Origin of the sequence: Streptococcus sp. 27098_8_12 (assembly GCF_041432115.1) — a bacterium.
Classification (GTDB): Bacteria; Bacillota; Bacilli; order Lactobacillales; family Streptococcaceae; genus Streptococcus; species Streptococcus parasanguinis_V.
Window position 1 is genome coordinate 83,256 of the sequence record NZ_JAPVZA010000004.1, and the last position, 14,920, is coordinate 98,175.

Genomic DNA, 14,920 nt, shown 5'->3' on the forward strand with positions numbered 1-14,920 from the left:
CGCTTTCCTAAAATGGTATACTGGAGTAGGAAAATAACTTTTTAAGGAGGGTCTTCTATATGAAGTCTTCGTATAAGAAACATTTGTACACTACGACACTCAGCCTCTCAGCTGCTGTCTTGCTTTCTGTCATCGGTCATGGCCAAGTATCAGCCGATAGCTTAGAAGCGCCTCAAACAGAGCCAAGTACGGTCCTTGAAGCGGCACCCGCTACTGAGCAAGCTGTGACAGCTGAGACTGCCAGTCCTGCTACAGCTGAAAAAGGAGACACCGCAGCCCCTGCCACTTCTGCAGAAGCAACAGCGACTTCTGATGTGGCTTCTACTACAGAAGTTGCGCCAACCGCTAGTCCAAGCACTACCCGTGCGACAACGACCGCTGACCAAGCGACACGATTGGCTGATAGCACCATTTATCTCTCTGAAAAGAGTACGATTGATGACAAAGTCCAAGAAAAAGCTCAAGCTGCTGGCAAGATCAACTGGACCTTAGACAATAAGCCTCTCTCTGAGTGGAAAACTTGGGATATGGAGACAGGAACACTAAGCAAGGATCCATTCCTTACCATCACAGAGACCGCAAACGGAAATGATCTGGATCTCCACATCGACGTGCAGGATCTCTTTGGTGAAGATCTTAGCCTTCGGAGCCCAAATAATATCCGCCGGACTTATCGCAACTACATCGGCAATCATGAGCTGGTCGGAACCAATGCAGACTTGGGTGTGACCATCAATAAAACTCTTGTTTTTCGACCTTACCAAGACTACCATACACATGAAGAGATGCTAGCTGCTATCGAAAAATCCAAGGAAGAAGCGAAACCCGATCGTTTGGTGCAGTTAGAAACCCTTGGTAAGAGCGCCCAAGGCCGGGACATGAAGATGGGAATTGTGAGTAAGGACCAAGCCAGCATCGATCACTACCTGTCTAGCACCAATCCTACAGCTTTGACCAAACCAAGCGAAATGCTGGCTGCACTGAAGGACAAGACCTTGGATTACAAACTACCTGTCTTAGTCCACAACACCCACGCGGATGAGCAGCCTGGCATTGATATCATCACAGGCCTCTTTAATACCTTTGCAACCAAGGAAAAGGTGACCTTTAACACCACTGATGAAGCTGGAAATGCTAAAACTGTCACGCTAGATATTCCAACCTTGCTCAATAAATTCATCTTCTTATTTGACTTCACGGAAAACCCAGATGGGGACGCTCTCAACCTGCGGGCCCTAGCAAACGGGCTCGATCCAAACCGGGATGCCAGCTACCAAACCAACCCTGAAGTCCGGACCGTCATCCAAATGATCAACAAGTGGAATCCGATCGCTCTCTACGACTTACACGGTTTTGTAAAAGAATTCTTAATCGAACCTGCAACACCTCCACATGATCCGAACTTTGAATACGATCTCATGTCCAACCTCATGCTGGAAAATGCCCATCATATGGGCCGGGCTGGAGTTGCCAATTCCAAATACGACAGTTACATCATTCCAAAACTGGATTGGGGAGATGGCTGGGATGATTCCTTCTCAGGTTATACAGGTGTCTATGCTGTCTATCACGGCATCTTGGGCCACACCATTGAAATACCAGAATCCAACCAAGAATCCTATAAGGCTGGACGCAATGCTGTCCTCGGCGGCATTGACTTCCTCAACCAAGATCCAGACCGTCTCCTTGAGATGCGGCTCAACTTCTACTTACGTGGTCTCAATAAAACTGAAGATCCAAAAGCTGAAAATGAACTGGTCGGCCCAAATGGGGAAATCGTTGGACGTGTAAAAAACGGTCGTCCAAAATTCTTCCCAGACTACTACGTCATCCCAATGAGCCTCGACAAAGACAACGATGCCCAAGAAGCCTTCAATATGATCGACTACTTCAAACGCAATGGTGTCCTCGTCAAAGAACTCAAAGAAGATATTGGCAACTATAAAAAAGGAGACTTAGTCATTGATATGGCCCAAGCCAAACGGGGCTATGCCAACCATATTCTCTACAAGGGCTCCAACGAATCTGCCTGGGCTGCGATGTACGCAGAATTGCTGGTTAACTTCCCAGATATGAGAGGGTTCAAGTCCGAACCTGTCTTTGCGGATGGTCTTTTCAATGGAAAATTAGGGGAAGTCACCACTACCCGTGCGACTCGTACTTCTGAGATCGATCCAAAAGCTCCTTACTATGTGATCGCAAATACCTCAGCCAGTGCCGTTAAAGCTATCAACCAGGCCATTTCCCAAGGAAAATCTGTCTACCTAACAGATGATGGCTACATCGTTGACCGCGATACCTTTGCTTCACTCCTGCCAAACTATGCCATTTATGGGGATGCCCTCTACAAGGTACCAAGCGGACCAACCTTGAAACCGATGAAGGTCTACTCTCCAAACTACCACTATAATTGGGCTGGAGTCGATGCGCCTGCTCATACTAGTCTGGTCCTTGAAAAATTAGGCTTCCAAATCGTCAATACGCCAGAAGAAGCGGATGTTGTTATTTTGGAAAGCAACCGCTTTGATGCTTCCATATTTGGTAAGAAACCAACTCTCGTCATCGGCGGGGAAGCCATGCAGAAACTGGAAAAATTGGGAGTTCTTGCAGGATTTGACGCTGAAAAATTAAAAGGCGGTAGCGACTACGAAGGCTTGATGAAAGCGATCATTGATGATCAGGATCCATTGACCAGCGGATACAAGAAGAATACCCTCTTCTACTCCAACTCAGGAAACTGGATTGAAAAGGTTCCAGAGCATTTCAAAACCTTGATGAGTATCGCTCCGAGCGACTACTACATTGCTGGCTGGTGGCCACATAACGATGTTCTAGCCAACAAAGTCATGGCGATCTCTGGAGAACTCATGGGACAACCACTCTTTGTCTATGCAGGAAATCCAACCAACCGTCAACACCCTGTCCACTTCTTCCGCTGGGTAACCAATGCGATCTTTGGCAGCAAATTGGCTAGCTTGATGGATTACGTTCCAGCTAAAGAACCAGATCAAGTGGTGGTTCCAATTCATAACCAAACAACCACTCCACAGCCAATCTTGGCCAAGAAGGACACTCCTAAAGTGCTCCTTCCACAAAAAGAAACAACTGTGGAAAATGGAGAAAGCGTGCAAGCTTTGACTTACCAAGTAGGACAAAGCTTCCAAGAAAGTCCAGCTAAGGCACAATTGCCACAAACTGGAGAAGACACAGCTGCACACTTCATTCTTTCAGCCTTCTTGCTAGCCGTTAGCGGAGGCTTCCTCCTCTTGAAAAAGAAAGAAGTTGAGTAAGTTCCAGGTTTAGACTTGGATGACATGAAAAGAACCTTCGCGTCTGCGAAGGTTCTTCTTTCTATTCTACTAATTCCAACACAACCGTTTGGTAAGGGGTCAATTCGAGCACCTGGTCTCCTTCTTGGAATAATCCTGCTGTATTATTTAAAACGACTGTTTTAATCGGAGCTGGCAACTCCAAGCTAGCCTGGCGATTTTGGAAATTGCTGACAACCAAGAGACGTTTGTCCCCACGGCGTTCAAAGGCGATGATGTTTTCACGGTCCCGATACGCTGGGATCATATCTCCAAATCGGATAGTATTTCCATAGAGGGGATGGCGATACAAGGCCGTCAGCTGCCGGTAATAATTCAAGATGGAATTTGGATCCTTTTCCTGATCTTCCACATTGATGGCAACATTTGGTTTGGGACTGATCAACCAGGCTGACCCATCGCTAAAGCCCAGACCTGGCTCTTTTGTCCACTGCATGGGTGTCCGCGCATTGTCCCGGCTGTATTTGGCAATCGCTGCTAAGGCTTCTTCCTCGCTCAAACCAGCTTCTTTAGCGACGTGGTAGCCATTGATGGTCGCGATATCATCAAAGTCCTCCACTGATTCAAAGACTTGGTTTTCCATTCCAATTTCTTGGCCTTGATAGATAAAAGGAATTCCCTTACGCAAGATTTGAATAGTTCCCAGAGCTTTTTTACTCGTGTCGTTGACTTGACCTTCCGCGATATAATGGGACACTCCACGAGGTTCGTCGTGGTTTTCAATGATGGTCGAGAGAACTCCAATACTATCTGCGCGCTCATACGCTTGGAAAATACTTTCCTTGAGTTCATCCGCTGTCGGAAGAGCATGGTCGAACCAGCCTTTTCCTTCCTGACCCAGCATGGTTTGTTTGAAGTCAAAGATGGAAGAGAAGACACCGTCTTTTCCAATGAAGAAATGCAACTCTTCGTCAGTTTCATTGAAAACTTCCCCTACTGTGAAGGCGTTGTACTTGGCGAAAGTACGCTCTTTTAACTCTTGCAAGAAAGGTTCAATCGGTTGGGCATTGACCAGCGATTCCAGCACTGGGACCAGGCCATTGTCACGATCGGATGGAAGCGAACGCCATTCTAAATCCTTTTTGATATTGATAATAGCGTCGATCCGGAAGCCTGCAATTCCCTTGTCCAACCACCAATTGATCATCTTATAAATCTCTTCGCGTAAGACAGGATTTTGCCAATTGAGATCCGGCTGATCCTTGTGGTAAGAATGGAGATAGTATTTGTTGGTGCCAGGAACGGGTTCCCAGACACTGCCTCCAAAGTAACTTTCCCAGTTGTTGGGTTCCTTGTCACTTTCGATGAAATAAAAGTAATCCGCATAAGGACCATCTGGATCCGCTAGAGCTTTTTGGAACCACTCGTGATGACTGGAGCAGTGGTTGACCACCAAGTCCATGATGATGGAAATGCCCCGTTTCTTACCTTCCGCAATCAGCTCCTCCATATCTTCCATCGTTCCAAAAATAGGATCAATGGCATAATAGTCAGAAATATCATAGCCCTGGTCAATAAACGGACTCTTGTAAATAGGCGATAACCAGAGGATATCAATCCCCAAGTCTTGAAGGTAATCGAGTTTCTCCGTGATCCCTTTTAAGTCCCCAACACCATCTCCATTGCTGTCTTTGAAGCTTTTTGGGTAGATCTGATAAGCGACCTTCCCCTTCCACCAGTCTTTTTCCATGTTTTGTCTCCTTAATCAGTAGGTATTAGTATACTGTTTTTTCAGTTTCTTTGTCGAAGAAGTGAGCTTTGTTCAAGTCAAATCCAAGTTCGATGGTTTCACCAGTTCCAAGGTAGTCACGTGCATCTACTTTAGCGATGAATTCGTTGTCACCAACTTGGCAGTACAAGTGAGATTCTGAACCAAGCAACTCAGATACAGAGATGGTTGCTTTCACGACTGATTCTGGGAATGTTTCAAGGAAAGCAGCTTCTGTATTCACGTCTTCTGGACGGATACCAAAGATCAATTCTTTACCATCATAGCCTTTTTCTTTCAAGACTTTCAAAGCACCTTCTGGAACTTTCAAGTTCAATCCATTGGCAACGATGTGTCCACCTTCCAATTTCACGTTAATGAAGTTCATAGCAGGGCTTCCGATGAATCCAGCTACGAATTTATTCACAGGGTTCTTATACACTTCTTGCGGAGTACCGATTTGTTCTACACGTCCGATAGTACCTGTACCAGCTGGGTTTTTAGTAGCAGACATGATAACGATACGGTCAGCAAGTGTCATCGCTTCTGTTTGGTCGTGAGTTACGTAGATGGTTGTAGCTCCGATACGACGGTGGATTTTCGCGATTTCAGCACGCATTGATACACGAAGTTTCGCATCCAAGTTTGACAAAGGTTCGTCCATCAAGAATACTTTTGCATCACGGACAATCGCACGTCCCATAGCCACACGTTGACGTTGACCACCAGAAAGGTCAGCTGGTTTACGATCCAAGAATTCTTTCAAGCCAAGGATTTCAGCTGCTTCTTGTACACGTTTGTCGATATCTTCCTTGCTGTATTTACGCAATTTCAAACCAAATGCCATGTTATCGTACACAGTCATGTGTGGGTAAAGAGCGTAGTTTTGGAATACCATGGCAATATCACGGTCTTTAGGTGCCACGTTGTTTACAACAGTGCCATCGATTGAACATTCACCTTCTGTGATGTCTTCAAGACCAGCGATCATACGAAGAGTCGTTGATTTACCACATCCTGAAGGACCTACGAAAACGATAAACTCTTTGTCTTTGATGTCCAAGTTGAAGTCTTCAACTGAGTAATGTTCGCTGTTTGGATATTTTTTATAAATGTGACTAAGATTCAATTCTACCATGATGGTACTCCTTTGATTTTTATAGTTCTATTGTAAATGAAAACGTTTTACAAATCTATGGCAAGTCTCACAAAAAAGAAAAAGAGTTTTGTGCAAGTTGCACAAAACTCTCGATTGATTCCGTTTAAATGACATCTTGCAAGACTAAATGGTAGCAAAGAGCCAGATCTGTCAGATTTTTCAACTGGAGACCCGTTAGCTCTTCCCATTTGTCAATCTTGTATTGAAGGGAATTGCGATGGAGATAGAGTTGCTGGGCCGCCTTGGTCACGACTGCCCCATTTTCCCAAAGAGCGACAATGATGTCTTGCAATTGATCTTGACTTTCAATCAACTGATGTAAGCGTTCTTTGATCGGGGTAAGATCCAGACCTGCCTGCTCGATCCCCCACAGATAGAGTTGAGAAAAGCGATAGACGCCTTGATGCCCTTCTCGGATCCAGGCTCTAAAGGCTGCCCATTCTGCTCGGATGACAGGAGACAATTTTCCATCTTTCGACTCTGTCCATACCTGCCCGACCATAATGGATAAGCGAATAGTAAAGTCATATTCCATGGCAGAGACAGTATCTTTTAAGATATCGGCCACAGGCAAAGACTGGTCTTGGTCCAGAATGAGCACGTAGTCCTGTCCACTCAGTTGCAAGGTTGCTCGGAAGTTGGGCAAGAGTGTCTGCATCATCTCTAACCAAGAAGCCATCCCTTCCGCTGTTGAGTGCGAGAGGTGGCAATAGACAAGCTGCATTTTTTTGATGACCTGAGGGGCTTCTCCCTTTCCATCGATCAGGTATTGGTACCAAGGATTGGGGGCAACCTCTTCTTCACCGCCCAACCAGGAAATCAATTGTTTTTCTCGCTCGGTTAGCTCTTCTTCCTTCAGTAGCAACCATTGATGAACCTGAAGGGGTATCGCTACATAACCAGCTGGTGGATGGGCTTGATCCGTCACCTCTGCATGAGGAAACCACTCTCTGATATTTTTCACTGCTTTCTTCCTTCTTCTACTTGCTGGATGCACCAGTTGATCAATTCTTCTAAACGAGCAAGCTCACCCGTCATATGAAGATAGCCCATGACGGCTTCAAAGCCTGTCGACATACGATAAGTCACGACATCCGCATTTTTGGCCTTGGTATGGCTATTGGTATTGCGACCGCGCTTGTAGATCTCCAACTCTTTTTCCGTCAGAATTTCTTGCTCCAGCATGCTTTCGATCAAGCTAGCCTGAGCTCTAGCAGAGACGTAGCGGGTTGCAGTCTGGTGAAGCTTATTGGGCTTGGTCATCCCTTGAAAAATCAGGTGTCTGCGAATATACATGGAATAGACCGCATCTCCCTCAAAGGCAAGGGCAATCCCATTGATTAGATTGACATCAATCACGTGTCCACCTTACACCTTCTTTTGTATCCAAGAGCTTGATTCCTTGCGCAGCCAATTCATCACGAATGGCATCTGCTCGCGCAAAATCTTTCTTAGCCCGCGCTTCCTGACGTTCAGCGATCAAGGCTTCAATATCTGCATCCAAGACTTCTTCGACAAAGACCACTCCAAAGACTTCTAACATCTTGGTCAAGGCATCTTTGACGTCTTGATTGTAGTGACCTGAATTGATCCATTTAGCCAATTCAAAGACGACAGTGATGCCGTTTGCCGCATTGATATCTTCATCCATAGCCGCGATAAACTTGTCCACAAAGCTTTGTAAGTCTGCTGGATCCACTTCTCCTGTGAACGGTTGCTCATAGGTATTTTTCAAATACTTGAGGTTGGTCTCCGCATCGCGGACAGCTTTTTCTGTGAAGTTAATCGGCTTGCGGTAGTGTTGGGTCGCAAAGAAGAAACGAAGCACTTGACCATCGATCGTCTTCAAAGCATCATGCACAGTGATAAAGTTGCCCAAAGACTTGGACATCTTGACATTGTCAATATTGACAAAGCCATTGTGCATCCAGTAGTTGGCAAAGGTTTGACCAGTTTTAGCCTCTGACTGGGCAATTTCATTGGTATGGTGCGGAAACTCAAGGTCAGCTCCACCACCATGGATATCTATGGTATCGCCTAAAATCCCCGTTGACATGACCGAACACTCAATGTGCCAGCCAGGACGACCAGGTCCCCAAGGGCTGTCCCAAGAAATCTCTCCTGGTTTGGCAGCTTTCCAGAGGGCAAAATCGACTGGATTTTCCTTGCGAGCTGTTTCCTCATCTGTCCGACCAGAAGCTCCTAGCTCTAGGTCTTCCAAAGTTTTATTGGCTAACTTAGCATAGTTGTGAGATTTTTCCACACGGAAATAGACATCGCCTTGGCTCTCGTAGGCATAGCCTTTTTCGATCAAGTCGGTAACAAAGCGAATGATGTCATCCATAAACTCAACCACACGAGGATGACGGGTTGCAGGCTTGACCCCAAGAGCCGTCACATCTTCACGAAAGGCCGCGATGTACTTATCCGCCACTTCCTGAGGAGTAATGCCTTCTTCCTTGGCACGGTTGATGATCTTATCATCCACATCGGTAAAGTTGGAAATATAGGCAACTTCGTAGCCACGATACTCAAAGTAGCGACGAATCGTGTCAAAGGCTACCGTTGAACGGGCATTCCCAACGTGGATATAGTTGTAAACCGTTGGCCCACAAACATACATGCGGACCTTCCCTTCCTCGATGGGGACAAATTCTCGCAAATCACGAGACATGGTATCATAAATTTTTAACACGCTTCATTTCCTTTCTGTTTCTAGCTTTTGAATCTATATTCTCATTTTTCCAACTCTAACGCAATATCGACAGCAATCTTAAAGAAAGTCATAGCATCTGCTTTTCTATCTTCACGTCTAGCATCCCATTCATGATTGTGATGATCCACATAGTCAGCCGTGTAGAAAAATTGATAGACCTTGGCTTGTCGATATTGAGCCCAAGCCATGATAGCCGAAGCTTCCATATCTACAACTTTCGCTCCTGCTGCAAGTCTTCGTTTAACCTTAGCAGCTGTTTCACGATAGAAGGCATCTGTCGTCCAAGCTTTGGTCCGAATGTGCTCAATACCAGCTTTGTTCAAAGCGTTCTCCAGAGTTGAGAGAAGGGCTTCATCATAAGAAATCTCATCACTTGTTGGAGCATAGTGATAACTAGTACCTTCATCACGTAAAGCTGAACTTGGTATAATAATTTTATCTGCTTGAATAGACTGATCTAGAACTCCGCAAGAGCCCAAAACGATAAAGTTCTTAAAGCCTCTCGCTTTGAGTTCTTCTAAGAACCCCACAACCATTGGAGCTCCAATAGTAGCCATAGCAACTGCAAGTTTAAGTCCATCTACTTCATAGATATACCATGGAAATTTGCCATTTAGGTTGGTAAGATAGCCACCTTCATAAACTCCGTCTATCTGCTTTACTCGTTCAACAATTTCTCCATTAAAAGATAAAATAATAGTATCACAGATTTCTCCACTACTAAGAAGGCTTCGATCAGTTGGCTCGATAACAGCAGGTACATTTTCAAATTCTTCTAGTAACATTTATTCACTCTTTCCTATTTAGATAAACAACCTGAGTCTGTTTGACAAAGCCAATCTTTTCATACAAACGTTTGGCACCTACATTGCTGTCTTCCACGGCAATCTGAAAGAACTTGTCATTTTGCTCAATGAGTTGGTTGACAAGGCATTTTACCAGGTAGCTCCCATAACCTTTGCCACGATAATCTTCTACTACTGCAAGTCCATAGAGGTAGTTGCTAGTTCCAGATACATCGACAGTACAAACTCCAATGACTTGACCATCCTTGAGTAAAATATAAAGTAGGCTGTCGGGATCCTTCAAGGCCTCAGAAATGTATCTTTGGCTTAATTCCGGTGATTCCATTTCATCTGAAAACGTTTGATGATGGAGCCTGGCAATGGCTTCAAGATAAGAAGGCTCTGCCAAGCGTACTTCTACATCTGAACGAGGATCCAGTTCATATGGAGTTCGATCACGTCCTAACCAGGTTTCTGTCTCTTCATCCTCGACCAGTCCCCAATTGCTGGCAAACTCAGGATGGCGCTCTAGAAAAACACGCTCTGTCTGAAAAGTCACAGACTCAATGGGATAAGATGCCGTTTCTGTCTCAAAACTTCTATACAAAGCCCGCGCAATGCCTTGACGACGATGATTGGGGTGAACCAGAATCGCTACTTCCACATCTGGGTCATCTGCATAAACGGTTAATAGGCCAACAAGTTCACCTTTTTCATAATAAAGGAAAAAGGCGGGCATATCGGGATCAAAATTGAGCATATTGGAGAGATAAGGATCCCGAAACGTTCCGTCATCCTTCTGACAGATGGCAATAAGGGCCTTTGCTTCCAGTAGTTGGTGGTCAGTCAATGTATTGGTTGCTTGAATCACGTAGCGATCTCCTTACAAGCTAGAAGACCGATGACTGGCTTCCTTAGCATGCTCCATCTTATTCACATAGTATTCGCGTTTTTCTTCTTCTTGGTGAATGACTGGCTCATCCTTCTTACCGTGAACACGAACAATTTTAGCAGGGACTCCGACAACGGTCACATCACTCGGTACATCGGAGACGACGACCGCTCCCGCTCCTACTTTGGCCTTGGCCCCAATCTCAATCGGACCGATGACCTGAGCATGAGCGGAGACCAAGGCTCCTTCACGAACCGTTGGATGGCGTTTACCGACATCCTTCCCTGTTCCCCCAAGGGTCACCCCGTGGTAGAGCATAACGCCTTTTTCAACAATGGCCGTTTCCCCGATAACGAGGCCCGCTCCATGGTCGATAAAGACACCAGAAGCAATGGTCGCACCTGGATGGATCTCAATCTGAGTCCAAAAACGCCAAAATTGACTATGCATCCGCGCCAAGAGCTTAAAGCCATGGTTCCACAAAAAGTGGGAAACACGGTGAGCTGCCAGTGCTTTGACGCCCGGATAGGTCAAAAGGACCTCCAGCGAGGTACGCGCTGCTGGGTCATTTTCTTTTACAATATCGATGGTTTCACGCCACCATCCCATACCGTGCTCCTCCTTTTCTAATGATTATTCTGAATCTTTTTGTGTAATAGTAAAGTCTTTTTTAGGTTTGTGGTCTTTATTGTGGTGACGAGGACGATCGCCATGGCGATGAGTTTTTTCACCTTTTTCCTCGCTGTTTTCTGCTTTTGGCGGACGAGGGAGAAGAGCTTTCATAGAAGCATCGACACGACCTTTTTCGTCAATCTTGATAATTTTCACATCGACTTCATCACCGATGGCTACCAAGTCTTCGACACGGTTGGTGCGCGTCCAAGCCATTTCAGAGATATGAACGAGGGCATCCGTCTTGTCAAAGAGGTTGACAAAAGCACCAAATTTCTCGATCCGAACCACTTTGGCATGGTAGACTTCGTCCACTTTCGCTTCACGAACCAAACCAGCAATGATTTCCTTAGCACGGTTGATGGCATCTTGGTCGCTAGAGTAGATAGATACGTTACCTTCTTCGTCGATGTCAATCTTAACGCCTGTTTCAGCGATGATCTTGTCGATGGTTTCTCCACCCTTACCGATGACAATCTTGATCTTGTCCACATCAATCTTGATGGTATCAATTTTCGGAGCAGTTGGAGCCAATTCTGGACGAACTTCTGGAATGGTTGCTTCGATCACATCAAGGATTTCAAAACGAGCTTTCTTGGCTTGGGCAAGAGCCTCCGTCAAGATTTCTGCAGTAATCCCTTGGATCTTGATATCCATCTGAAGGGCTGTAATCCCGTCACGCGTACCTGCGACCTTGAAGTCCATGTCGCCAAAGTGGTCTTCCAAACCTTGGATATCTGTCAATACTGTATAGTTATTTCCATCAGAAATGAGACCCATTGCAATACCTGCTACTGGCGCCTTGATTGGCACACCACCCGCCATAAGGGCAAGTGTTCCCGCACAGATAGAGGCTTGAGATGAAGAACCGTTTGATTCCAAAACTTCTGCTACCAAACGGATGGCATATGGGAATTCTTCCAAGCTTGGCAAGACTTGAGCAAGAGCACGCTCCCCAAGAGCACCGTGACCAATTTCACGACGACCAGGTGCACCGTAACGTCCAGTTTCCCCTACAGAGTATTGTGGGAAGTTATAGTGGTGCATAAAGCGTTTCTTGTACTCTGGATCCAAACCATCGATGATTTGCGTTTCACCCATTGGTGCCAAGGTCAAAACAGAAAGGGCTTGCGTTTGTCCACGAGTAAAGAGGCCTGAACCATGTACGCGGGGAAGGTAGTCGACTTGTGCATCCAAAAGACGGATTTCATCAACCTTACGACCGTCAGGACGTACCTTGTCTTCTGTGATCAAACGGCGCACTTCTGCGTGTTCCATTTGTTCCAAGATTTCAGCCACATCCCGCATGATGCGGTCAAATTCTTCGTGGTCTGCATATTTTTCTTCGTAAACGGCTGTCACTTGGTCTTTAACCGCTTGAGTCGCAGCTTCACGAGCTAATTTTTCTTCTACTTGGACTGCTTTTTGGAGGTCACTGTTGTAGGCTGCAATGATTTCAGCCTGCAATTCAGCGTCCACGTGAAGCAATTCTACTTCTGCTTTTTCTTTCCCAACTGCTGCTACGATTTCTTCTTGGAAGGCAATCAATTCTTTAACAGCTTCGTGCCCTTTCAGAAGAGCTTCCAACATGATTTCTTCTGACAATTCTTTAGCGCCAGACTCTACCATGTTGATAGCGTGTTTGGTACCAGCTACTGTCAATTCAAGAAGCGAGCGCTCAGCTTGTTCTTGCGTTGGGTTGATGACGATCTCCCCATCGACATAACCTACTTGTACTCCAGCGATTGGTCCGTCAAATGGAATATCTGAGATAGACAAGGCCAAGGATGAACCAAACATCGCTGCCATTGGTGCAGATGCATTTTCATCGTAAGAAAGGACTGTGTTAATCACCTGCACTTCGTTACGGAAGCCTTCCGCAAACATTGGACGGATTGGACGGTCAATCAAACGAGCTGTCAAAGTCGCATCAGTAGAAGGACGTCCTTCCCGTTTCATAAAGCCGCCAGGAAATTTCCCAGCCGCATACATTTTTTCTTCGTAGTTGACTTGAAGTGGGAAGAAATCCCCAGTTGCCATCTTCTTAGACATGACAGCAGCCGTCAAGACAGTTGACTCACCATAACGCACGACAACAGCGCCATTTGCTTGCTTGGCAACCTGGCCAGTCTCTACGATTAACTCACGACCCGCAAAAGTCGTTTGAAACACTTGTTTTGTCATTGTAATCCCCTTTGGATTGATAAAATTATACGACTTGCCTACAAAGATCAAGATATTTTGGACGGTTCGGCTTGCCGAACATTTCTGTAGAAAAATAGGAAGGTGACGCCGCACTCGATGAGTGCTAGGAAACTTATCTTTTTTCCTAAGAAATGAGGCCAAAATTCAGTTCATCAGGATACAAAGGGCGTGTAGAATCCCGTATGAAAATAGGAGATTGACGCAGTGTGCCACGCACACCAGGAAATCTATCTTTTTCACTAGGGATTTAGCCCGTGTTCAACTATCAAGATACTAAGCCGTTAAGCAACTCAAAGGAAAATAGGAAATCGAACGACGGAGCGAACGCTCCTAGGTAGATTTATCTTTTTCCACAGAGTTGTAGGCGGGTTCAATTCTCAAGATATTTTGGACGGTTCGGCTTGCCGAACATTTCTGTAGAAAAATAGGAAGGTGACGCCGCACTCGATGAGTGCTAGGAAGCTTATCTTTTTTCCTAAGAAATGAGGCCAAAATTCAATTACTCAAGATACCAAGGCCACCCATCTCAACGAGATAGGAATTTCGACAGCCCATCTATCTGTTATATCCTCATCTTTGTATCCAAGCACGTATACCTTTTATTTTAACATATTCAAGCCCAAAAGAAAAAGGCTTTGAGGGCCTTTTTCTGTGAATCTTCAGCAAGTTCTATATAAAAATTTTAGAGCTGGATATAGCTTTTGATTATTTTTACGATTTCACGAATTCTGTACTGTCAACATAAAAGCGTGTTTTGTGGGTTCCACCCTTGTAGTTCTTGTTGTTACGTTTCAAGACAAAACGTCTGTATGGGTCGGAAGTTCCTTGGATAGTCGTTGTCACTTCAACTGAATCTTCATTGACTACCCATTCATCCGGTGAAGGGATTTCCATCGGTGGCATCGCTCCTCCACGACCACCAGGTACAATTTCGTAGAAGGCCTTGTCTTTTGTCGAATAGAGCCAGCCGTCCTTCTTTTCGTTTGTCAGTTGGATCAGCTTGTCTTGTGACAGACTGCGGATAGAGTCCGATGTCTCTTCTGCATTCAATTTATCAATGACATCTTGCAGATTATAGGTTCCCGGCGTGTAGGTATTGTAGTAATCAATGAACATGTCTTGCGGGTAACCATCAACCGCACCGTGATCATTGTTCAACTCTAGCAAGCGAGTCGGTTGCACCTGAAGTGAATAGGTCAAAGACGCACTGTTTTCAATGATCGAGTAGATATCCGCTTGGTCCGCTTTTGACAAGGTCCCAATGGCTTCTTTATCATGCTCATCTGACTTAGCTTCTTCTGACTGTTCTTTTTCTTGCGCCTTGTCAGATGATTTTTTGACCGATGAAGCTCCTACTGGACTGTGCTTACGCTCATAGCGTTTTGGGGCGCAGGCTGCTAGGGAAAGCAAGAGGGCTGCAGCTAGTAAATATGTTCCAATTTTTTTCATGTTTG

The 14,920-nt window shown here is 45.4% G+C and carries 11 protein-coding genes; 1 reads left to right on the forward strand and 10 read right to left on the reverse strand.

Annotation, left to right across the window (positions count from 1 at the left end):
* Window positions 1-59: 59 nt before the first annotated feature.
* Window positions 60-3,290: an LPXTG-anchored zinc carboxypeptidase gene (locus tag O3629_RS02635; protein WP_371608667.1), complete on the forward strand. Its 3,231-nt coding sequence runs from the start codon at window positions 60-62 to the stop codon at window positions 3,288-3,290.
* A 61-nt stretch (window positions 3,291-3,351) separates the two neighbouring features.
* On the opposite strand, the gene O3629_RS02640 is transcribed toward O3629_RS02635, so the two are convergent.
* The 10 genes from O3629_RS02640 to O3629_RS02685 form a co-directional block, all read right to left on the reverse strand.
* On the reverse strand, window positions 3,352-5,019 hold the full coding sequence (locus tag O3629_RS02640; RefSeq protein ID WP_155168118.1) for an alpha-glucosidase: 1,668 nt from the start codon (window positions 5,017-5,019) through the stop codon (window positions 3,352-3,354).
* Window positions 5,020-5,044: 25 nt separating this feature from the next.
* The gene (locus O3629_RS02645) at window positions 5,045-6,175 is read right to left on the reverse strand and encodes an ABC transporter ATP-binding protein (RefSeq protein WP_003010064.1); all 1,131 of its coding nucleotides are present in this window, start codon (window positions 6,173-6,175) and stop codon (window positions 5,045-5,047) included.
* Window positions 6,176-6,299: 124 nt separating this feature from the next.
* A complete protein-coding gene (locus O3629_RS02650) occupies window positions 6,300-7,160 on the reverse strand; it encodes a helix-turn-helix domain-containing protein (protein WP_371608668.1) in 861 nt (286 codons plus the stop codon).
* A complete protein-coding gene (locus tag O3629_RS02655) occupies window positions 7,157-7,555 on the reverse strand; it encodes a Mini-ribonuclease 3 (protein WP_003010060.1) in 399 nt (132 codons plus the stop codon). The genes O3629_RS02650 and O3629_RS02655 overlap by 4 nt, the downstream gene beginning before the upstream one ends.
* Window positions 7,548-8,891: a cysteine--tRNA ligase gene (gene cysS / locus O3629_RS02660; protein ID WP_371608669.1), complete on the reverse strand. Its 1,344-nt coding sequence runs from the start codon at window positions 8,889-8,891 to the stop codon at window positions 7,548-7,550. The genes O3629_RS02655 and cysS overlap by 8 nt, the downstream gene beginning before the upstream one ends.
* Window positions 8,892-8,932: 41 nt before the next feature.
* Window positions 8,933-9,697 carry a nucleoside phosphorylase gene (locus O3629_RS02665; RefSeq protein ID WP_371608670.1) on the reverse strand — a complete coding sequence of 255 codons (765 nt, stop codon included), beginning with the start codon at window positions 9,695-9,697 and terminating at the stop codon, window positions 8,933-8,935.
* A gap of 4 nt (window positions 9,698-9,701) precedes the next feature.
* Entirely contained in the window at window positions 9,702-10,568 is an 867-nt protein-coding gene (locus tag O3629_RS02670; protein WP_371608671.1) for a GNAT family N-acetyltransferase, read from the reverse strand.
* A gap of 12 nt (window positions 10,569-10,580) precedes the next feature.
* Window positions 10,581-11,198, reverse strand: coding sequence for a serine O-acetyltransferase (gene cysE / locus O3629_RS02675; protein ID WP_371608672.1), 618 nt, complete (start codon window positions 11,196-11,198; stop codon window positions 10,581-10,583).
* A 24-nt stretch (window positions 11,199-11,222) separates the two neighbouring features.
* Window positions 11,223-13,445 carry a polyribonucleotide nucleotidyltransferase gene (gene pnp / locus O3629_RS02680; RefSeq protein ID WP_371608673.1) on the reverse strand — a complete coding sequence of 741 codons (2,223 nt, stop codon included), beginning with the start codon at window positions 13,443-13,445 and terminating at the stop codon, window positions 11,223-11,225.
* 732 nt (window positions 13,446-14,177) lie between these two features.
* Complete coding sequence (locus tag O3629_RS02685; protein WP_371608674.1) at window positions 14,178-14,915, reverse strand: hypothetical protein; 738 nt, start codon at window positions 14,913-14,915, stop codon at window positions 14,178-14,180.
* Window positions 14,916-14,920 lie beyond the last annotated feature (5 nt).